The sequence below is a fragment of the Paenibacillus sp. FSL R5-0928 genome, from assembly GCF_037970385.1.
In the GTDB taxonomy this organism is placed as follows: Bacteria; Bacillota; Bacilli; order Paenibacillales; family Paenibacillaceae; genus Paenibacillus_AQ; species Paenibacillus_AQ odorifer.
Genome location: NZ_CP150225.1, coordinates 2,045,969 through 2,067,813, shown reverse-complemented (window position 1 = coordinate 2,067,813; position 21,845 = coordinate 2,045,969). Strand labels below are relative to the sequence as shown.

The window sequence follows — 21,845 nt, the reverse complement described above, 5'->3', positions numbered from 1 at the left end:
GGATACATGATTTCACAAACCCCACCAATTTATGAGATTATAAATCATGCGTATTCCTTCTGAAGGTGAAGAAGGTCTATATGTAGGGCTCGTCAAGCCAATTCAACGCTGTCACCATCCTTTTATCAAAGTAAAAGCTTGATACATCATGTCGAAATTAGTGCAATCGTTTGCAAAAAGCTATGCACAAACACTAGTCCATAAAACCCATTCGTTAGTGCAACTGGTTCAACCTAAAAACACCCAATGAAAACGCTTGCTGTATTTTGATTTACATACTAATGCCGAATTTGCGGTATTGTCAACCAGTATTTTCTAAAATAAAAGCTCAATTTAAAGCCGCAATAAAAACGAAACTTGTTCTTCCCTTCCTTTCAGCTAAGTTCTTGCATCATTTAAGCCATACGTTTGCATTCAGCGAATACTCTTTTCGCAAAATCCAGACCGCATTTATACATATTAAGATCAAAATTCCCGAATCATTCATACTTTTTTGGTGAAAAGCAACAATATTACATTGAAATTTCTTGTGTTCCTTCCAAAAGTAGCAATTTCCCCCTTTTGAATGACTTTATCTATTTACAATTTAGAACTCTTAGATTAATATTACTGTGTAAAGCAAACGGTTCCATAAGGAGGTTTCAATGACAGTTACCATTAAGGATGTGGCCAAGAAAGCGGGAGTATCTCCCTCCACGGTATCCCGGGTATTGTCCAACCATCCCAGAATCAGCCTGGAAACTTCCCGCAAAGTTAAAGCTATTATGGAGGATATGGGCTATACCCCTAACATGATGGCTAAGAGCTTGGTGTCGAAAACTACTAACAGCATCTGCTTCAGTCTTCCTAAACCTGCTGAAGAGCTGTTCTCTAATCTATTTTTTATGGAATTAATTCGCGGGATCGTTACACAAGCCAGCCGTTCCGGTTACGATGTGTTAATAAGCTCCGGAGCGAACGAGAAAGAAGAACTGGAAGCCGTTTCACGACTTCTGAAGGGTCGCCGTGTTGACGGCGTTATTCTGCTTTACTCTCGTACGGATGATGCCGTTATTGATTTTCTAGAGAGCAACGATTATCCATTCGTGCTTGTTGGCCGAAGTGATAAATATGAGAATATTTTATCAGTCGATAATGATAATGTGATGGCAGCATACGATGCTACGAACCACCTCATTTCCATGGGGCATAAACGTATTGGCTTCGTAAGTGGACCACCTAATCTAATCGTTTCTCGTGACCGTCTCGCCGGATATCGTAAAGCATTGCAGAATAGCGGTTTAGAAATGCGGGATGAATGGATTGTAGAAGGTGAATTTCTACAGGATAGCGGCTATAGAGCGATGTCCTTTTTCATGAATTTGCCGAATCGCCCCACTGCGCTGGTAGCGGTGGATGACATGGTATCGTTCGGAATTTTGCGCGGGTTGAATGAACTGAAATACAAGGTTCCAGACGATCTCGCCATTGTAAGCTTTAACAATATTCCATTATCTGAATTATCTAGTCCTCCGATCAGCAGTATTGATATAGGAATTTATCATCTTGGCTACACCGCATCACAAGTACTTATCCAAAATATCAAGAGTCCGGATAACGGTTCAGGTCATACCAACCGATTTGTCATTCCCCATCGTCTGATCGTGAGAGAGTCATCCATGCACTCTCTGGCAAAGCATAAAACCGAATGAATAAGTGAAGCGTTTAACCGCTTCATTTATTTTTTGAAAATCTGTACAAACGTTTGCGCTAAATCATACAATACTTATTGATCCAGTTCTTTATGGGTGATTTCTAGGATCTTAGGTTAGGATAAACTTACACATCTTAATCAAAGTTTAAACGGTTTAATAAGATTCTAATACGGCATCCGCTGGATCACGACGCTGTCAAAACTTTTAGGAGGTACTACAATGTCGGAAATTAAAGCCTGCTTGTTCGACTTGGACGGAGTAATCGTCGATACAGCTAAATACCATTATATTGCTTGGAAAGAGCTTGCAGATGGACTGGGGTTTCTATTCACAGAACAAGATAACGAACGCCTTAAGGGAGTCAGCAGAACGGCTTCACTAAATATTTTGCTGGAAATCGGCGGACTAACGATTGACGAAGAAGAGAAAGCTAAGCTTGCGGAACAGAAAAATAATCGTTATGTCGAATATATTGCGAAAATGGACAGTTCTGAGATTCTGCCAGGTGCGCTTGATTTCCTAAAAGAGTGCCGTGCGAATGGCATCAAAGTTGCTCTCGGTTCTGCCAGCAAAAACGCTATGACGATCTTGAATAATACCGGATTAACCCCTTACTTTGATGCAATCATCGACGGCACACACACTAGTGCTGCTAAACCAGATCCGGAAGTGTTCCTATTAGGAGCCAAAGCACTGGATGCCGCACCTGAACATTGTGTAGTCTTCGAAGATGCAGAAGCGGGAATTGAGGCCGCTACCCGGGCCGGTATGTTCAGTGTTGGCATTGGTTCGCCGGAAACCCTGAGTGCAGCGAATATTGTTGTCCCATCGCTTGCTCATTTGAGTGTGTCCCTGCTCAAAGAATCTTTTGCATAAGTTTATTGAACATAATTAACTCAAATAGTACTGATTTGAGTTGTTGTGGACATTCCAACCAAAGATTAAATGAACTAATAATTAATCGTTAGCCTTCTGGTGATGAAGTGACGGAGAGGAATTTTGGAACTATAGAAGCATAACGTTCGCCTTTATAATCAGATTTCATCCGCAAAATGTGATCGAAAGTCCAAAGATTCCGCGCAGTCACTTATATATCACCGGAAGTTTAACAAGGGATTTGTTCATTTTATATATCCCCCTAACATATTTAAAGGAGCGGTTATCGTGAAACAATATTTAACAATTGATGAATGGTCCATTATTGAGGAATCCTTTGATCCACAGACGCAAGAAATTTCTGAAAGCGTATTTAGTCTTGGTAACGGATTTATGGGTGGCCGGGCCAATTTCGAAGAGCAATATAGCGGCAACAGCCTGCAAGGCAGCTACATGGCTGGCGTCTACTACCCTGACAAAACACGTGTTGGCTGGTGGAAAAACGGCTATCCTGAATATTTTGCCAAAGTACTTAACAGCACGAACTGGATCGGTATTAACATTGATATCGAGGGTACACCCCTTGATCTAGCAAAGTGCACCGTTTCCGAATTCCGCCGGGTACTTAATATGAAAGAAGGAACGCTCTCCCGTAGCTTCACTGCAACACTCGAAGATGGTAAGGAAGTTAAAGTAGAAAGTATCCGGTTCGTAAGCATGACTCGTCAAGAAATCGGCGCGATTCGCTATTCCATCATTCCTGTCAATTTCTCAGGCAAGATTACGATTACTCCTTATCTTGATGGTGATGTGAAGAACAAGGATTCCAACTATGACGAGAAATTCTGGAATGAAGTTGAGAAACAAGCGGGACCTGATCATGGACATCTCACCCTAAAGACTAAGAAACTCGACTTTCATGTCACCTCTGCTATGGCTTTTGATATACTTGTCAATGGTGAGAAGGTAACTGCCGAAGCAGAAGTCATCGAACAAGAGAAATATGTAGCCAGCAAACTGGACGTAACCGCACAAGCGGGCAATCAAATCGTCATTTATAAATATGTAGCCAATGTTACTTCTCGGAATCACGGTCTGGGACAATTGGTCGACGCCGCCCAAACTGCTCTGCAAGCTGCTAAGGAAGCTGGGTTCGTAACCCTTTTGACTGAACAAATTGAAGCTTGGAGAGAAAAATGGAAAGAAAGCGACATCATTATTGAAGGTGACGTTTCGGCTCAGCAAGCGATTCGCTTTAATATTTTCCAACTCAATCAAACCTATAATGGTGAAGATGACCGCCTGAACATTGGGCCTAAAGGCTTTACCGGTGAAAAATACGGCGGCAGCACCTACTGGGATACAGAGGCGTATTGCGTTCCCTTCTATCTCAGTACGGCGGACTCCTCCATTGCCCGCAATTTGTTGATCTACCGTTACAAGCACTTAGAGAAAGCTAAAGAAAATGCCCGTAAGCTTGGATTCAAAAAAGGTGCGCTGTACCCAATGGTTACTATGAACGGTGAAGAATGCCACAACGAGTGGGAAATTACATTTGAAGAAATTCACCGGAACGGTGCCATTGCCTACGCCATTTACAACTATGTGAACTACACCGGAGACAAAGCTTATCTGGGACAATATGGCCTTGAGGTTCTCGTGGAAATCTCCCGCTTCTGGGAAGAACGTGTTCACTACGCATCACGTAAAGACAAATACGTAATGCTCGGCGTAACGGGCCCGAATGAATACGAGAATAACGTTAATAATAACTGGTATACAAACCGTATGGCTTCGTGGACTATGGAATACACCATGGAAGCACTGGCATACTTGCAAGAGAATGAGCCTGCTCGTTATGCAGAGCTAGTTGACAAACTAGGGCTGCAAGAGAGCGAAACTACAAAATGGAAAGACATCATTGCTAAGATGTATTATCCTGCGGATGAAGAGCTGGGTATCTTCTTACAACAAGATGGCTTCCTGGACAAAGAGATCATTCAAGTCAAAGATCTGGAACGTGAGCATCTGCCACTTAACCAAAAATGGTCATGGGACCGTATCCTGCGTTCTTGCTTCATTAAACAAGCAGACGTTCTGCAGGGATTATATTTCCTGGGTGACCGTTACGATCTGGATACAAAAAAACGCAACTTCGACTTTTATGAACCGATCACTGTTCATGAGTCCTCCCTTTCCCCTTGTATCCACTCCATTCTAGCCAGTGAGCTGGGATATAAGGATAAGGCCTATGAAATGTACTTGCGTACTTCAAGACTGGATCTTGATAACTATAACAATGATACAGAAGACGGGTTGCACAGCACTAGCATGGCTGGTACTTGGATGTCGATCGTACATGGTTTCGGCGGACTCCGCGTACATGACGGCAGACTGACACTGAGCCCATCTAACCCAGGTCACTGGACTGCTTACTCTTTTAAAATTATGTTCCGCGGCTCCCGTCTGAAAGTAAGCGTTACGGATGCACAAGTTACTGTTACGAATGAAACTGATATCCCTGCTTCTATTACTATCTACGACAAAGAATATACCGTAAACGGACTAAGCAGCATCACTGCTGATAGCAATTCCGTCACAGTATAAAACTTACACCCAAGAGACCCTTGAAGCTTAAAGCTTTTGGGGTCTCTTTATTTTTTAGGAAGCTAACTTATAAAAGGAGTGATTATGAATGAACAGAACCTTTTGGAAAGAAGCCGTTGTCTACCAAATCTATCCCCGCAGCTTTCAAGATAGCAATGGTGACGGGATTGGAGATCTGCAAGGAATCATTTCACGTCTGGATTATTTGCAAAAGCTAGGTGTCGACGTAGTTTGGCTGTCACCTGTCTATAAATCGCCAAATGACGATAACGGTTATGACATCAGCGATTATCAAGATATTATGGATGAGTTCGGCACATTGCAGGATTGGGAAGAATTACTGACTGGATTGCACGCCCGTGGCATAAAACTGATGATGGACCTTGTAATCAATCATTCCTCAGATGAGCATCCTTGGTTCGTAGAATCCCGTTCTTCAAAAGATAATCCATATCGTGATTACTACATTTGGCGTCCGGGTGGACCAGATGGTGAGCGCCCCAACAATTGGAGTTCTGTATTCAGCGGCCCGGCTTGGGAACTGGATGAAACTACTGGTGAATACTATCTGCATCTGTTTTCGCGCAAGCAACCGGATCTCAACTGGGAGAATCCGCAGCTGCGTGAGGAGTTATACAAGATGATCACCTTCTGGCTCGACAAGGGTGTGGATGGTCTACGAATGGATGTAATCAATATGATTTCCAAAGTGGAAGGTCTCCCTTCCTCCCATAGAGACGGCCTCGCTCCCGGGGAACTTGCCTGGGGTGGCGAATATTATATGAATGGACCACGTGTTCATGAGTTTTTACATGAAATGAATGACAAAGTGTTATCCAACTATAACATTATGACTGTCGGCGAAACTCCTGGCGCTACAGTTGAAGATGCTATTCTTTACACGGACGAGGAACGCAAAGAGCTGCAAATGGTGTTCCAGTTCGAGCATATGGATGTGGACTCGGGTCCTGACGGCAAATGGGACGTAGCCCCGTGGACGTTGTCGAAGCTGCGCGATATTCTTCATAAATGGCAAGTGGGTCTGGCGGATAAGGGTTGGAATAGTCTTTATCTTAACAATCATGACCAGCCACGTATGGTCTCAAGATTCGGGGATGATGGTAAGTATCGCGTGATCTCTGCCAAAATGCTCGCTACCTTACTGCACACGCTGAAAGGGACGCCCTATATTTATCAAGGCGAAGAAATCGGGATGACCAATGTAAAGTTCACAGCCATTGAACATTATAAAGACATAGAAATCCTCAATATGTATCGCGAAAAGGTTACCGAAGGCGGCGCTGATCCTAACAGCGTTCTAAACGCTATTCATATCAAAGGCCGTGATAATGCGCGCACTCCGATGCAATGGGATGATTCTGCGAATGCCGGCTTTACTGAAGGGGAGCCGTGGCTCAAAGTTAATCCGAACTACAAGGAAATTAACGTGGAGCAGGCGCTGGCTGATTCGGATTCTATCTTTTATTATTACCAAAGGCTGCTTGCTTTGCGCAAAAAAAATCCGATCATGGCTTATGGAGAATACAAGCTACTTTTGCCAGAGCATGAGGACATATATGCCTATACGCGTACTCTGGATGACGAGAAGTGGCTGGTGCTGCTCAATTTCAATGAGGTTCCACAGACTGTTGATCTTTCCGCAGAGCTAAGTAAGGCTACGGAACTTATTATTGGAAATTACCCTGATGATGCACCCACACGGGAATTATTACGACCTTATGAAGCAAGAGTGTATCGATTGAAAGACTAACTTTGTCTATCTTCCTGAGTTATACTATTTAGGATGATTTTTTATGAGATTATCCTTCTGCCTGCTACCTGTCATTAGAGAGCACGGAATAACAGGATTTTGCAAATGCAGCCTGATAGTATGAACTTAAAGGGAGATGACGGACTTGGAATGGCTTATCCGCATGAAAGAAGCTTTAGACTATATGGAGAGCAAGATGGAGGAATCTGTGACGATTGAAGAAATCGCCAAGGTTGCTTACTCCTCCCCCTTTCATTTCCAGCGCATGTTCAATATGCTTACCGGAGTATCTATTAAAGACTATATCCGTAAGCGCAGATTAACTCTGGCTGCACAGGAGCTTGCTATTTCTAAAGTTAAAGTGCTGGATGTTGCACTGAAATACGGATATGACTCGCCCGAGTCGTTTGCCAAAGCATTCCGCAAGGCACATGGAATTACTCCTTCTGCTGCGCGGGAGTCAGGGGTACAGCTCAAGGCTTTCCCTAGACTCTCCTTCCATCTATCACTGAAGGGAGATAAAGAAATGGACTACAGAATTGAGAAAAGAGACGCCTTTAATGTTATCGGACTAGTAGAGGAAATGACAACGAAAGATGGGGAGAATCTGCGCCGCATCCCTCAGTTGTGGATAGAAGCTAATGAAAATGGTACGTCGGATAAGCTGATTGAGCTCGGTGGAGATAAGGATTTATTAGGCATCTGCTCTGACATGAACCATGATAAAGAAACCTTCTCCTATTGGATCGCTGTCGAAGCTACTCCAGAGACTGATGCACAGGGCTTTGCTTCTACAACAATCCCAGCTGCAAGTTGGGCTGTGTTCACCTCAGTAGGGCCGATGCCTGATGCTATCCAGCAGGTATGGGCACGCATTTTCCAAGAGTGGTTCCCTTCCACAGGCTACGAGCATACAGGCGGGCCTGAGTTTGAGCTATATCTTCCGGGGAGACCAGACGCAGAGGACTATCGCTGTGAGATATGGATCCCTGTTACGAAAAAAGAATAGAACTAGAAAGACTATCGAAACCTCGATAGTCTTTTTTCTTGTGATTGCCTACTATTTCATTTTGAGAATTGGCATAGTCTTGGTATAATAAATAGATTATATAGTTCTATAATGATTATTGATTATTGTCATCCGAATTATCGGTGAAGGAGAATTTCATGTCTACTGTAAAAATATTTTCAGACAGCACTTCCGATTTACCTCAAAACTGGAAGGATACTTATGACATCGGCATCGTTCCTCTTTATGTAGTATTTGAAGAAGGTACCTACAAAGATGGTGAAGATATTACACCCGAGGAAGTGTATCGCCGTGTAGCCGCTAGTGGAGTATTGCCGAAAACGGCAGCACCTTCGCCAGCAGATTTCATTGCTGCATTTCAACCCGTGATTAGTAGCGGACAAGATATTGTATATATCAGTCTCTCCTCCTCACTATCCTCTACATATCAGAATGCACTTTTGGCTGCCGGGGAATTTCCTGAGGGACGCGTACAGGTCATAGATTCGCAAACCTTGTGCGGAGGCATTGCCCTCCTTGTTATGAAGGCTGTCAGAGCTGCTGAAAAAGGCCACACTGCCGTAGAGATTGCAGCCCTGCTGGAGCACAGCCGCAACCTTGTGGAAACTGAATTCGTTGTGGATACGCTAGATTACTTATATATGGGTGGACGCTGTTCAGGCATGCAGAACTTCATCGGTAGTCTACTCAAAATCCGTCCTGTTCTTAGACTGGTAGATGGAAGCATCATACCTACTAGCAAAATCCGTGGCAAAAAGGAAAAAGCTGTGGAACAAATGCTCCAGAACGCTTTGGTTCACATCGATCGAATGGATAAAGAGTTGCTCATCGTTGTCCATACCTTGGCGGAAGAAGATGCACTCTATCTGGAGTCAGCACTACGAGAGAAAACTCAAGTTAATGAAATAGCAATTCTCCATGCTGGTTGTGTAATTGGCAGCCATTGTGGGCCGCATACTGTAGGTCTCATGTATATGCTTCAGGACTAATAACACACAAATCTCCGGCCATTGCTTCTTAAGCAAATGGACCGGAGATTTGTGTGTAACCCCCCTAGTTTGAAGTTACTTCCAGCTCTATATCTTCTGCTCTGCAAGGCAGCATAAAACGAAACGTAGAACCTTGATTCTCTTCACTTTCTACAAAGATCGTCCCACCCATCAGCTCAACGAGCTGCTTGCAAATCGCCAGTCCCAAACCTGTGCCTCCATATTTACGGTTTATGGACGGATGCAGCTGTGAGAAAGATTGAAACAACAGATTGAGTTTGTTACCGGCAATTCCTACACCTGTATCCCGCACTGAAAATTCCAACAAAAATTCTTGTTCATCAGATAGTGGAATGTTCTTCACCGATAGGGTCACGCTCCCACGTTCAGTGAATTTCAGCGCATTGCCAACCAGATTCACAACAATCTGTCGCAACCGGATCGGATCAGCAATGATTATGGTTGGAACGCTAGTATCCATCCACCACCGTAATGCCAGCTTCTTCTCTTCCGCTTTCGGTGCAAATAAATCAATGACGTCTGAGATCATCTCGCGGAGATCAAACTTCTCGGATTGCAGTGACATTTTACCTGCTTCCATCTTGCTGAAATCAAGAATGTCATTCAAGATCTGTAATAACGTATAACTACTGCTGCGTAAAATCTCGGCATAACCTCGCTGCTCTTCTCCAAGCTCAGTATCCAACAAAAGATCAGCCATTCCGATCATCCCGTTCATCGGCGTCCGAATTTCATGGCTCATCATCATTAAGAAATCAGATTTGGCTTGCGCTGCCTGCTCTGCTGATTCTTTGGCACGAATGATTTCTCGCTCATTCGTAATATCACTGAAGGCAATAACCGCACCTGCGATCAGCCCTTCATCAATAAGAGGTGCCACCCGGTAATTAACAAAAAAACTGGTGCCATCCTTACGCCAGAAGATCTCATCATCTTTTTTACGGATGATTCCATCCTCTATCGTAAGACTAATCTGGCAATCAGGCGTCGAATAGCGCGAACCGTCACCTTGGATATGATGGATATAATCCATAAGCTTCAGACCCATCAATTCTGTAGGTTGATAGCCTAGCATATCTGCTGCCTCACGGTTAATAAAAAGAGTTCGCCCCGTTGTATCGAGCACAAAGATTCCCGCAGAGACAGAATTCAGAATGAGACTCGATTGTTGATCCTTCACAGCTACTATTGAGGTATCTTTGGAGCTTACCTCCGCTTCTCCCTTGGCAGGTATTTCAGTGTCCAAGGTGTCTGCCAATTCATCCAACCAGTCTTGTAACAATTCCGCATGTAAAAGAGCGCTTCCGTTAGCTACTTTGGTAATCGCGAATACCCCGGCGATCCCTTCTTCCGTTCTGATCGGTAAAAGTTTAACGCCTACGCAATTCGAGCCTTTTTTGGGATTCTCTAAATCTTGTAGCTCAAAGCTTGAGGAGTTCCCCTGCAGAGCAGCCTCAAAACTAGCAATATTGCCAAGTTTTTTTCTCTTTGCTGATATCGGACTAGTATTTTGAAACTGCGCTTCTGCGCCGGAGCCTAGATGGAACGTTAGGTTGGTTCCTACGCAGCGACCTTGTCTATCCAGAACGAATATCAAATCAGGATGATGGTCATATAACGATTTATAAGCGCTCTCTTCCGAAAGCAACCGTCTCAGAATGGACGTCCAGTCTTTATCCACAGTTCACATCCCCTCAGGCTCTCTCATCCATTATCATTACCCCTAAACGGGCAATGTTCATCTAAAATTTAAAATATATTTCATATCTATTATATCAAAATTACGGAAATCAGTCGTAGATAAACGTCAAATCCCCCTTTATAACTCCAATCACGATGCTTTTTCATCGTTACAAAAGGGTTATAAAAGGGGGGAATTCCGAATCTATTAGGCGATATCTTTATGTTCAATGTTGCGAATGGCCATATAGGCAATGGCTGCTCCTAGCAAACCAAGTGAGATCGACACCGCCGCTAAATTACCTAAACGCGCTTGATCAAATCCCCCAGAAATTAGGGAGGTAACTAACACAGCTGAGACGATGGTGGCTGGGACTGATTTTTTCTTCATCCCAAAGTACAATGGAATTAGAGCGATACCCGCGGCATAAAATGCGTTTGCGCCTAACTTAATCAGCTCTGATGTGATTACATGAAGGGTCAGTTCACCCGGAATTAGCCCTGCAAAGGAATTGAATCCTATTAGGATAGCGCCGACTACAATGTCTGCCACGATAATGGCAACAAATGTGAAGGCGAACACTATCAATATTTTCGCAGTCATTAGCTTTTTACGTGAGATAGGATACATGAAGAGAAGAGTAATGGTGTTGTTCTTATACTCATCAATCACCAGCTTGCTAATAATAACCGAAGCGAAAATAATATAAGCAGCCTTTACAAAAACGAACACACCCTCAAACAACTCTGCATAAGAAGCAAACGACGGTTCGCTCTCATTTTGATCAACGAATAAAACCATAATCATAAAAGCAAGAATCGCAAGATTAACGATTGCAGCACCTGTAAGAAGCGTTTTTAGCTTATTCTTCCGAATCTCCAAAGATATTAATTTAAGCAATGCTTTCACCCCCAATCAATTGCAGAAAATGATCTTCCAGCGTATGTTGTTTTTTGCTGATACTCTCAATTTCCACATCTGCTAGCACTAACGCCTTATTCAGATCACGCTGTGAGATTCCATCGTCATATATTCTTACTGTAATATGGTCCAGCACTTTGAAATTATTAAGCCCAAGCTTATGCTCCAACACATACACTGCTTTATTAATCTCATTCGTAACCACTTCGATATATTCAGTATTTTGGCCACGAATGGAATCCATCGCCACTTCTTCTACCAGAGCACCCTGCCGGATCACACCGATCGTATCAGCAATCTGCTCTATTTCCCCCAGAATATGACTAGATACAAGTAACGTCATTCCATATTCACGGCTAAGCATCCGGAACACTTCACGCATCTCCTTGATTCCCACAGGATCTAACCCGTTAATCGGCTCATCCAAAATGAGCAGCTCAGGTTTCGTCATGAAGGCTCTGGCAATACCCAGTCGTTGCTTCATCCCAAGTGAAAATTGCTTCACCGGCTTTTTATCGACACCTGTGAGCTTTACGAGCTCCAGCGCTTCACCAATCGCTTGCGGATCATAATAGCCCATGTACTCTCCGTGCAAAATCAGATTTTCCTTGGCTGTCAATTTATCATAAAACACGGGATATTCAATGATGCAGCCCATCCGCTTCAGCATTTCGTAAGAATGCTCTGTCATTTTTTCATTAAAAAATTCAATTTCTCCACTCGTAGGTTTAACGAGGTTCGTGACCATTTTCATCACGGTAGTTTTGCCAGCACCATTGGGTCCAAGAAACCCGTAAATTTCACCTTGCTTAATATTCATATTCACATTGCTTACGACTTCTTTACCTTGATAGGTTTTCGTTAAATTTCTTGTCCGAAGTATTGTAGTCAATTCCGCGCTCCCCTTTGTTTTCGTCTCGTCTTCCTTAGTTCTTATTGTACACAGCAGAATTTTCTTTTTTATTACTCGTTTCTTACGAAAATCTTAAGCTGCGCACAATTCTATTCCTTAGAAGCGTAATCTGCGAAAAGTAAGGGTAAACACCGTTCTCACATACGGCTGACTAACCAGTGTAATCGTTCCATTCATTTGCTCCGTTAATCTTTTGGTGATCGTCAGACCTAGACCGCTGCCTTGATAAGCCCGGTTTCTTGAATCCTCCAGCGTATACAGACGCTCAAATACTTTATCTTGGTGTACTTCACTAATGCCCTTTCCCCGGTCCCACACCTCTATGTATACTTTGTTCTCATCACTATAGAGCTTTAATCCTAATACGCCCCCCGCGTCGCCATAAGAAATTGCGTTCGACAACAGATTGGACAATATTCGATCAAGAGCCTCTTCATTTCCCATGAAGTAAACAGCCCCATCCGGAATCTCAATCTCCACCTCACTGCCCTTAGCACTGAGGATATCATAGAAAGAAAGGATGTTGCGTCTGCATACTTCACCTGCCTCAACTCGTGAAAGAGCAACTTCCCGATCTCCTGATTCCAGCTTGGACAAATCAAAAAACTTGTTCATCAGCTGGATCACTTCATTGGCTTTTTGATGAATCATCTTCATCATCCGTTCCCGTTCCTCAGCCGGCAAATGCTCATCCTGCTGAATGGTCTCAATATAACCAAGCACAACCGTTAGCGGAGTCTTAAGATCATGAGAAATATTAGACAGCATATTACGCATGGATTTCTCCAGCCTCACACGCTCAATGCTTCCTTTATGATTGATATCCAGCAGCCGGTTCAGGTCAATCAGCACGTTTTGCAGCTCCAAATTACCGCTGAACAGCAGCAATCTTTCATGTGAGCCTTCTTCCATAATGCTGCTTAACTTGTCATGCATATATCGCAAATCATTAGAAGCTTTACGCGAATTCTGATATTGCCAGACAATGACGGCCAGTAAGAGCACAATGACAACACCTAGCCCCGCAATCATTATAGCTGTTCTCCCAGCTTATACCCGATGCCCCATAACGTCTTAATGTATTCGGGATGGGAGGGGTCGTCTTCTATTTTTTCACGCAATCTTCTCATATGTACATTAATGACGTTCTCATCCCCGAAATAATCATCCTCCCATACGCTCGCATAAATCTGCGCTTTGGTAAATACTCGGCCCGGATGCGTCACAAACAGCTTAAGAATATGAAATTCCTTCGACGTTAGCTTTACTTCTTCCCCATTCTTCAACGCAGAGAAGTTATCTAAATCTACAGTCAATCGGCCAATGGAGATCATTTGCTTCACCGGAGCTTGATCTTCCACTTGGATACTGGGAGATGCATAACCTGCACGACGGATCGCTGCCTTCACCCTAGCCGCTAGCTCAATCATAGAAAAGGGCTTCGTAATATAATCATCTGCCCCAAAGCCTAACCCAAGCGCTTTATCTACATCACTGTCTTTGGCGGACATGATCAACACTGGAACCAGACTCCCCGCACGGATAGTCTGAAGAATGTCAGTCCCGCTACGCTTCGGCAGCATAAGGTCTAACAGTACAAGATCAAATGGACCCCCGGTCCGAAATGTTCTCTCCGCTACTTCACCGTCAAATACAGCTTCAATCTCATAACCTTCTTTTACCAAATAAGACCTGACCATTTCACTGATTGCTTCGTCGTCCTCAATCAGCAGCACACGCTGTGGCATGTCCAAACCTCCCCGTAGTCGAAAACCTCTTCGTTAAATTATACCAATTTCCCGGAGCGCTTACTATTTCAGTTTTTATTTCAGTTTCATTAAAGGTAGCCCAGGTATTATGGCCTTAACAACTTACAAAAAGAGGTGATGCTTCAATGTTGAACAAGAGAAGTAAACAAGCCTGGAGCTTCAAACGAAAACTGCTGATCGTCATGATCATTGTCCTCCTGCTTCTCGGCACAGTGATATATAGTCTGGCAGATCGTTACTTAATCGAACATGTCGAAGTCGTGGTTGCGGATGATGCAGCTACAACTAGCAGCTCAGGAGCTACAGCCGTTACAGCTGCCAAAGTTAATGCAACCTCTGATGACTGGAATTACTCCAGCGATGATATTCAGATCCAGATCGATCAAGTGCAGACAGGGTCCGGTTCAGACCAGATCACCTATTTTGTCGCTGATGTCGTCCTCAAGGAAGCGAGCAGCCTGCGCACTGCCTTTGCCGACAACAGCTTTGGAACAAACATCACTGAGGATACCTCGGACATTGCTTCCGCGAACAATGCGATATTTGCCATCAACGGTGATTACTATGGCTTCCGCAATGACGGAGTGATTATCCGTAACGGCACGGTGTATCGTGATGATCCTGTGCGGGATGCAATGGCGCTGTTCGATGATGGGACAATGCAAACCTATAACGAGGAAGAGATTTCTTCCTCTGAACTGCTGGCGCAAGGGGCCACCGATACCCTTTCCTTTGGTCCGATTCTGATTCAAGACGGGGAGATTGCCAGTGATTTCAGCAATGTCAAAATCGATACCAACTTCGGCAACCATTCCATCCAGAATGCGAATCCCCGCACCGCAGTTGGTATGATCGCACCAAACCATTATGTGTTTGTCGTAGTTGACGGGCGCAATGAAGGGTACAGCCGTGGGATGACCCTTACTGAGCTAGCCGATGTAATGTCCGGCCTTGGCGCCACAGAAGCCTACAATTTGGACGGCGGTGGTTCATCCACTATGTACTTCATGGGACGGGTCGTAAATAATCCGCAGGGCAAAAACAAGGAGCGGGGCGTCAGCGACATTCTTTATATCAAGGAGGGTGCAACATCATGACTATACTGATCCCAGCCTATGAGCCAGATGAACGACTGCTCGATTTGATTTTACAGCTGCATAATTTCCAGCTTGAACCTATTGTTCTTGTGGATGACGGCAGCGGCCCGCACTACCGTGAAATCTTCGATATGGCCGAAGCATTCGGCTGCACTGTCCTAACCCATGAAGTCAACCTCGGTAAAGGACGTGCTCTGAAGACAGGGTTCCAGTATATTCAGGAAGTTGGGGTGCCGGACTATGTAGTCTGCGCGGATAGCGACGGCCAACATCTGCCTTATGATATTAGCCGAATCGTTGAATCTCTGCGGAACCAGACTACCCCGGGAATCGTACTCGGCAGCCGCCGGTTCACCGGAACCATTCCTCTGCGCAGCCGCTTCGGCAACTCGGTAACCCGGACGGTCTTTTCCTTAACTACAGGCACTAAGATTTATGATACACAGACTGGCCTGCGCGGCTACCCTCTACCAATGCTTGATTGGCTATGCCAGATTCCCGGCGAACGGTTTGAATATGAAATGAACATGCTGCTGACTGCCCATAAAGAGGGGTACACCATTACGGAAGAGTACATCGATACCGTCTATCTGGACGATAATAAATCCTCCCATTTCCGGCCTCTGATGGACTCCTTCCGGATATACCTGCCGATACTAATGTTCAGCACTTCTTCGCTGCTGTCTGCCCTGCTCGACTTCACACTCTTATTCCTGTTCCAGAGTCTCAGCCATAACCTATTCCTGTCCGTCGCGGCCGCGAGATTGTGCAGTTCTGTCTTCAACTATTCTATGAATCGAAAATATGTCTTCACGGGCGGCAAACGCTCCAAGATTCAGGCGTCGCTTCCCAAATATTTTGCGCTGGTGATCCTCGTGTTGTTGTTCAACTATGGGCTACTCTATTTCTATAATGAAAAGCTGATTATTCCGCTTGTCGCCGCCAAGCTACTGACCGAGGCTTCAATCTTCTTATTCAGCTATTGGGCGCAACGGAGGTTTGTGTACTGAGGGTTGGGAACTCTGAACTGCTTATGCTCGTGTGGTGAGCAATCTGGAATTTGTGAAGCACTAATTGGACACTTTTCGAACACATATGGAGCTTCTATCGGGTACCTATGGAACTGCTCCTCGAACTCATATGGAGCTTCTATCGGACACAGATGACATTAATCGCAGTATTATTCCACTTTTGGTATGCTAACGGACCCCATAGCCGCTATTGGTAAGAAAGACACCACATATGAGCCTCTTTCTGTGGGATAGCGTCTGTGGGGTCCGAAACCCTGTTCAAAAGGCTGGAAATTTGCAAATAACGTCATCTGAGTCCGAATTCACCGAGAAGGGTACCGTTGATAGAATCGCATACAAAAAAAGCTAGTGCGTCCTTCCAATAATGTATGCAAAATCACATTATCTTTGCTCAGAAATTCAGAACGTCATACACTCATCTTCTCTCCCATATACTTAAATGGAACAGACCCGGATGTTGTCGCGGAACCTTTGCAGCCTTGTCAGAATAGGTTGCAGCATAAGCCCAAGCTGGAGGGAGAGAAAGATTCATGCCAAGCGAAGAAATTAATGCGCTAGAGCGGGCCATTGCCGAGATTACGGAAATAGCCACTGGCTTCGGTTTAGATTTTTATCCCATGCGTTATGAAATATGCCCCGCAGATATTATTTATACATTCGGCGCTTATGGAATGCCTACACGATTTGGACACTGGAGTTTTGGAAAAACCTTTCATAAAATGAAATCCCAATACGATTTCGGACTGAGCAAAATATACGAGCTCGTTATTAACTCCAACCCTTGTTATGCCTTCCTGCTGGATGGAAATTCACTGATTCAGAATAAGCTGATTGTTGCCCACGTGCTAGCGCACTGTGATTTTTTCAAAAATAATATGCGTTTCTCCATGTCCAACCGAGATATGGTCGAGAGTATGTCAGCTACAGCAGATCGGATTGCCGGTTATTCTGTAACTTACGGAACTGATGCTGTGGAGAGCTTCATCGATTCAGTGCTGGCTATCCAGGAGCATATAGACCCCAGTCTGATCCAGCCACGCAAGCTGGGCAAAACTCACCTACTGGAAGCTAAGATGAAGGAGCTCAAAGATGCCCCTCCAGGCGGCTCGAAATCATCCAATCCTTATGACGAATTATGGAATCTAGATAAAAGCACTACCGGACCACAAGAAGCCCTCTCTGGAAACCGTGCTTTTCCCCCTGAGCCAGAAAAAGATATAGTCTGGTTTATCCAGCAATATTCCACTGTTTTGGAGGATTGGCAGCGAGACATTATGACGATGCTCCATGACGAAATGCTCTACTTCTGGCCACAGATGGAGACGAAGATCATGAACGAAGGCTGGGCTTCCTACTGGCATCAGCGTATCGTTCGCGAACTAGATCTGACCGAAGAGGAAACTGTGGAATACGCAAAATTGAATTCATCCGTCGTGCAGCCCTCACGGCAAAGCCTGAATCCTTACTATCTGGGGCTGAAAATCTTTGAGGACATCGAACGCCGCTGGGACCGCGAGAAAATATTTGAAGTACGTGAACTGGAATCCGATACCTCCTTTATCCGCAGCTATCTGTCGAAGGAATTGGTGAACGACCTCGATCTTTATGTTTTTGAGAAAAAAGGTCCCGAATGGAAAATCACCGATAAAGCATGGGAAAATGTACGCGATCAACTGGTGCTCGCCCGGGTCAATGGCGGGTCTCCTTACTTGGTCATTGAGGACGCAGACTTCGAGAAGAATGGTGAATTATTTATAACTCATCGCTATGAAAGCATCGAGCTGGATCTGAAGTACCTGGAGCGCACGCTCCCTCACATCTACTCTTTATGGGGGCGGACGGTTCATCTACAGACGGTTGTGGAAGACAAAAAGGCGCGGTTTTCATACGATGGCAAAAAGGTGCAGCGGAAGTTTATTTAAACTAAAAAAAGCGGCAGACCTAAACGGGTATTAACACCCTGGTCTGCCGCTTTTTGCTTTGGCTAAAATGAGGATTCAGATTCTTAAGCCTATGCCTCAAATGTTGCGTTCAGACTATTCAGTCAACTTTTTCACAGGAACGTAAATCTCCATCACTGTATCTGGCCGCGAATGGCAGCGTTCATCGTAAAACTCAAAATCCAGCTTAGTCTCGTCATAAACGTAACCACTATCCTTAAACCATTCTTCGAAGATGTACTTCCAGCTGCTTTTTATGACTTGGGCAAACTGTATTTGCTCTGTATCCGTTGAAGTATCCACTGGAGGTGTTGTAAACACGGCATATTCGGCTTCTGGCACATCCATCGTCAACATATCAGCTTCTACCTTGGAGTAGTCCTCAACAATAACACCCAAAAGATAGGTGGCATTGCCGTTATCTGAAGACGGAATACATAAACCAACTTCTCCGTGTTTAGGCGGGTTTAGTATTTTATACATTTTGGACTCCAGGTTTTCACCCTCATAATGGCTCCAAAAAGAAGCAATATCCTTAGTGTACATACTACCCGCAACATTAGTTTGGATACCATAACCAGCCACCTTAAAAGCAGGCTTACGAACAAAAACAGGATTCATAATATAACCTCCGATATCAAATATTGAATTTCCTTTACTAAACCCATCCATCCGCGCCGCATATTGTGTCGGACTATAACCAAAGGTTTTGCGAAAAGCTTTAGTAAAGCCACTTTGTGTTTCAAAACCATAGTCCAGCGCAATATCAATGATCTTTTTTCCAGCAAATAATTCAATTGAGGCTAAGGATAATTTTCGGCTCCGCACATATTCCATCACAGACATTTCCTTGCACAAGCTGAACACTCGGCAAAAATGATACACCGAATATCCGACCTCAGTCGCTATTTCTTCCACCGTTATATTTTCTTTGATATGAGCTTCTATATATTCAACACATTTTTCTATATCTTTACTGTAATTCAAGTGCAGCACCAGCCTTCCCCCGTACGGTGATTTCATTATATCAACTGCGCATGAGATGGACTGTTCCTGTTTTGCTGAGCTGCATTATTGCCTGTATAAAAAAACAGAGCAGCGAGCCCCTCCATTTACAGAAGGATCACAACTCTGCGTATTCTTGGCCGCCATCATTTTGGGTAAGCCTCGAAGTAGACAACGCTGGATTCACGTAACCTACTTACACTTCAGTTGCTCCCTACGACTGACTAAAGGACCCAGATGACGTTATTTTCCAAAATATCGCCTTTTGAGCGGAGTTTCGGACTCCAGTGCAGCTATTACTCAAAAAACGGCTCATATTTAGGTTTTTCCTGCTAATAGCGACCATAGGGTCCAATAGCCTGCTAAAGATGCTCAAAATCTACGTTTAGGGTCTCCTGTGTCCTTTAGCAACTTCCTACGCACAACAGCCAAATTAGTCAGATGGGTGGCGGCGTTTAGATCAACATTAGGAGGGTAAAAGGAGGCAGTAAAACATGGAAGGACAAAAAAAGAGTGCTCCACAGCCATTTTCATGGCTTTTGGAACACCCCGCATAAATGAACTCTTTTTAACGGTTTAGCAGACTTCCCACGTATTTCAGCAGCTCGTTGGCGCAGATTGGGCAGTAGTGATGTCCATCAATAAGTCTGGCGCATACCTCATTGATTCGTTTGAGCTGACTTTCATCAGGTGTTTTGGACGAGGTGGTGATTTTGACGATATCTTTGAGGTCTGTGAACAGCTTTTTCTCAATCGCTTCCCGCAGGCGGTCGTGGTTGTTGTACTCGAATTTCTTCCCTTTGCGTGAATACGCGGAAATCCGGATCAGGATCTCTTCACGGAACGCTTTTTTTGCATTCTCAGAGATACCAATTTGCTCTTCAATCGAACGCATTAACCGCTCATCCGGCTCCATTTCCTCATCCGTCAGCGGATCACGAATTTTCGACCAATTGCAGAAGGCTTCGATATTATCTAGATAATTCTCAAAAAGTGTCTTCGCAGATTCCTCAAAGGAGTAGACAAATGCCTTTTGTACTTCGCTTTTCGCTAAAATATCATATTCCTTGCGGGCAATGGAGATGAAGTTCAGATAACGCTCCCGCTCCTCTTTTGTAATCGATGGATGCTGATCCAGGCCATCCTTTATCGCCCGCAGGACATCCAGTGCGTTCATGCACTGCAGATCTCCTTTGATCAGAGCGCTGGAAATGCGGTTGATAACATAACGCGGATCAATTCCGGACATGCCCTCATCTAAATACTCCGTTTGCATCTCCTTAAGATCGGCCTCTTTATAGCCCTCGACCTCTTCACCATCGTACATCCGCAGCTTTTTGATCAGATCCATACCTTGTTTTTTGCTTTCTTTAAGACGGGTTAGGATGGAAAAAATAGCGGCGGCACGCAGCGCATGTGGCGCAATATGCACATGACTCATATCACTCTGGGCGATCAGCTTCGCGTAGATTTTTTCCTCTTCCGAAACTCTGAGGTTATACGGAACAGGCATAACAATCATACGGGACTGGAGCGCTTCATTCTTTTTATTAGAAATAAACGACTTATACTCGGTTTCATTTGTATGAGCAATTATCATTTCGTCCGCACTTATCAACGCGAAGCGGCCAGCCTTGAAATTGCCTTCTTGCGTCAGTGACAGCAGGTTCCATAAAAACTTTTCGTCGCATTTGAGCATTTCCTGAAATTCCATCAGCCCACGGTTAGCCTTGTTCAACTCACCATCAAAACGGTAGGCACGCGGATCAGATTCCGAACCAAATTCAGTAATGGTCGAAAAATCAATACTTCCTGTCAAATCAGCGATATCCTGAGACTTCGGATCAGATGGACTAAAGGTACCAATCCCTACCCGCTCTTCTTCTGACAGAATAACACGCGTCACCTTAACCTGCTCAATGTCACCAGCATAATCATTTCTCAGACGCATCTGGCAGGATGGGCACAAGTTGCCCTCAATACGTACACCAAGTTCCTTCTCAATCTCCGGACGGAGCTCCAGCGGGATCAAATGCAGCGGGTCCTCATGCATCGGGCAGCCTTCTATTGCGTATACCGCACCCGCATCTGTCCGCGAGTACTGTTCCAAACCACGTTTAAGCAGCGTGACCAGGGTCGATTTCCCCCCACTGACAGGTCCCATCAATAACAAAATCCGTTTGCGAACATCAAGCCGACGTGCTGCAGAGTGAAAATATTCCTCGACCAACTTTTCGACTGCACGATCAAGTCCAAAAATCTCCTGTTCAAAAAACTTATACCGTTTGCGTCCGTTTATGTCCTCTACGCCGTGCGACTTAATCATGTCATAAACGCGGGAGTGAGCGGTTTTTGCGGGAGAGGGGTCTTTTCTCAACAGTTCTATATACTGCTTGAAGGTGCCGCTCCACGCCAACCGGTCGTTCTCAGCCCGATACGAAGCTATACGCTCAAAAATGTCCATTGCTCGCTGCCTCCTCTTGCGCTCCTACTTGCTCTT

Annotated in this window: 16 protein-coding genes; 9 read left to right on the top strand and 7 right to left on the bottom strand. The window is 44.5% G+C overall.

The window, feature by feature from the left end; translation table 11 throughout:
* The first annotated feature begins 644 nt into the window (after positions 1-644).
* From MKZ16_RS08825 to MKZ16_RS08800, 6 genes are all read left to right on the top strand, one after another.
* Positions 645-1,691, top strand: a complete 1,047-nt coding sequence (locus tag MKZ16_RS08825; RefSeq protein ID WP_036684387.1) for a LacI family DNA-binding transcriptional regulator — start codon at positions 645-647, stop codon at positions 1,689-1,691.
* Between the two features lie 222 nt (positions 1,692-1,913).
* A complete protein-coding gene (gene pgmB, locus MKZ16_RS08820) occupies positions 1,914-2,570 on the top strand; it encodes a beta-phosphoglucomutase (protein WP_076103982.1) in 657 nt (218 codons plus the stop codon).
* A gap of 288 nt (positions 2,571-2,858) precedes the next feature.
* Positions 2,859-5,177, top strand: a complete 2,319-nt coding sequence (locus MKZ16_RS08815) for a glycoside hydrolase family 65 protein (RefSeq protein WP_076101639.1) — start codon at positions 2,859-2,861, stop codon at positions 5,175-5,177.
* A gap of 88 nt (positions 5,178-5,265) precedes the next feature.
* On the top strand, positions 5,266-6,948 hold the full coding sequence (locus tag MKZ16_RS08810) for an alpha-glucosidase (RefSeq protein WP_036684397.1): 1,683 nt from the start codon (positions 5,266-5,268) through the stop codon (positions 6,946-6,948).
* A gap of 145 nt (positions 6,949-7,093) precedes the next feature.
* Positions 7,094-7,957, top strand: coding sequence for an AraC family transcriptional regulator (locus tag MKZ16_RS08805; RefSeq protein WP_170914210.1), 864 nt, complete (start codon positions 7,094-7,096; stop codon positions 7,955-7,957).
* 158 nt (positions 7,958-8,115) lie between these two features.
* Positions 8,116-8,967, top strand: a complete 852-nt coding sequence (locus tag MKZ16_RS08800) for a DegV family protein (RefSeq protein WP_076103983.1) — start codon at positions 8,116-8,118, stop codon at positions 8,965-8,967.
* A 64-nt stretch (positions 8,968-9,031) separates the two neighbouring features.
* Here the strand turns inward: MKZ16_RS08800 and MKZ16_RS08795 are convergent, their stop codons facing one another.
* The 5 genes from MKZ16_RS08795 to MKZ16_RS08775 form a co-directional block, all read right to left on the bottom strand.
* Entirely contained in the window at positions 9,032-10,669 is a 1,638-nt protein-coding gene (locus tag MKZ16_RS08795; protein WP_051491336.1) for an ATP-binding protein, read from the bottom strand.
* Between the two features lie 207 nt (positions 10,670-10,876).
* On the bottom strand, positions 10,877-11,578 hold the full coding sequence (locus tag MKZ16_RS08790; RefSeq protein WP_249267707.1) for an ABC transporter permease: 702 nt from the start codon (positions 11,576-11,578) through the stop codon (positions 10,877-10,879).
* Positions 11,562-12,482: an ABC transporter ATP-binding protein gene (locus MKZ16_RS08785; protein ID WP_036684408.1), complete on the bottom strand. Its 921-nt coding sequence runs from the start codon at positions 12,480-12,482 to the stop codon at positions 11,562-11,564. The genes MKZ16_RS08790 and MKZ16_RS08785 overlap by 17 nt, the downstream gene beginning before the upstream one ends.
* Before the next feature lie 117 nt (positions 12,483-12,599).
* Positions 12,600-13,535 (bottom strand): sensor histidine kinase, encoded by a 936-nt coding sequence (locus MKZ16_RS08780; protein WP_038569569.1) that lies wholly within the window; start codon positions 13,533-13,535, stop codon positions 12,600-12,602.
* Complete coding sequence (locus MKZ16_RS08775; protein ID WP_036684414.1) at positions 13,535-14,251, bottom strand: response regulator transcription factor; 717 nt, start codon at positions 14,249-14,251, stop codon at positions 13,535-13,537. Before MKZ16_RS08775 ends, MKZ16_RS08780 begins: the two co-directional genes overlap by 1 nt.
* A gap of 146 nt (positions 14,252-14,397) precedes the next feature.
* Here MKZ16_RS08775 and MKZ16_RS08770 point away from each other — a divergent pair, with 146 nt between their 5' ends.
* From MKZ16_RS08770 to MKZ16_RS08760, 3 genes are all read left to right on the top strand, one after another.
* Positions 14,398-15,369, top strand: a complete 972-nt coding sequence (locus MKZ16_RS08770; protein ID WP_076103984.1) for a phosphodiester glycosidase family protein — start codon at positions 14,398-14,400, stop codon at positions 15,367-15,369.
* Positions 15,366-16,379, top strand: a complete 1,014-nt coding sequence (locus MKZ16_RS08765; RefSeq protein WP_076103985.1) for a bifunctional glycosyltransferase family 2/GtrA family protein — start codon at positions 15,366-15,368, stop codon at positions 16,377-16,379. The genes MKZ16_RS08770 and MKZ16_RS08765 overlap by 4 nt, the downstream gene beginning before the upstream one ends.
* Before the next feature lie 551 nt (positions 16,380-16,930).
* Positions 16,931-18,322: a SpoVR family protein gene (locus MKZ16_RS08760; protein ID WP_076103986.1), complete on the top strand. Its 1,392-nt coding sequence runs from the start codon at positions 16,931-16,933 to the stop codon at positions 18,320-18,322.
* Positions 18,323-18,436: 114 nt separating this feature from the next.
* On the opposite strand, the gene MKZ16_RS08755 is transcribed toward MKZ16_RS08760, so the two are convergent.
* Together MKZ16_RS08755 and MKZ16_RS08750 are read right to left on the bottom strand one after the other, a co-directional pair.
* A complete protein-coding gene (locus tag MKZ16_RS08755) occupies positions 18,437-19,363 on the bottom strand; it encodes an AraC family transcriptional regulator (protein ID WP_235219505.1) in 927 nt (308 codons plus the stop codon).
* A gap of 550 nt (positions 19,364-19,913) precedes the next feature.
* The gene (locus MKZ16_RS08750) at positions 19,914-21,809 is read right to left on the bottom strand and encodes a PrkA family serine protein kinase (protein WP_036684429.1); all 1,896 of its coding nucleotides are present in this window, start codon (positions 21,807-21,809) and stop codon (positions 19,914-19,916) included.
* Positions 21,810-21,845 lie beyond the last annotated feature (36 nt).

Bases quoted from the DNA above. Each gene is read 5' to 3' on its own strand.
- MKZ16_RS08800 (WP_076103983.1), top strand. From the start codon at position 8,116: ATGTCTACTGTAAAAATATTTTCAGACAGCACTTCCGATTTACCTCAA.
- MKZ16_RS08750 (WP_036684429.1), bottom strand. From the start codon at position 21,809: ATGGACATTTTTGAGCGTATAGCTTCGTATCGGGCTGAGAACGACCGG.
- MKZ16_RS08810 (WP_036684397.1), top strand. From the start codon at position 5,266: ATGAACAGAACCTTTTGGAAAGAAGCCGTTGTCTACCAAATCTATCCC.
- MKZ16_RS08825 (WP_036684387.1), top strand. From the start codon at position 645: ATGACAGTTACCATTAAGGATGTGGCCAAGAAAGCGGGAGTATCTCCC.
- MKZ16_RS08770 (WP_076103984.1), top strand. From the start codon at position 14,398: ATGTTGAACAAGAGAAGTAAACAAGCCTGGAGCTTCAAACGAAAACTG.
- MKZ16_RS08780 (WP_038569569.1), bottom strand. From the start codon at position 13,535: ATGATTGCGGGGCTAGGTGTTGTCATTGTGCTCTTACTGGCCGTCATT.
- MKZ16_RS08755 (WP_235219505.1), bottom strand. From the start codon at position 19,363: ATGAAATCACCGTACGGGGGAAGGCTGGTGCTGCACTTGAATTACAGT.
- MKZ16_RS08760 (WP_076103986.1), top strand. From the start codon at position 16,931: ATGCCAAGCGAAGAAATTAATGCGCTAGAGCGGGCCATTGCCGAGATT.
- MKZ16_RS08765 (WP_076103985.1), top strand. From the start codon at position 15,366: ATGACTATACTGATCCCAGCCTATGAGCCAGATGAACGACTGCTCGAT.
- pgmB (WP_076103982.1), top strand. From the start codon at position 1,914: ATGTCGGAAATTAAAGCCTGCTTGTTCGACTTGGACGGAGTAATCGTC.
- MKZ16_RS08775 (WP_036684414.1), bottom strand. From the start codon at position 14,251: ATGCCACAGCGTGTGCTGCTGATTGAGGACGACGAAGCAATCAGTGAA.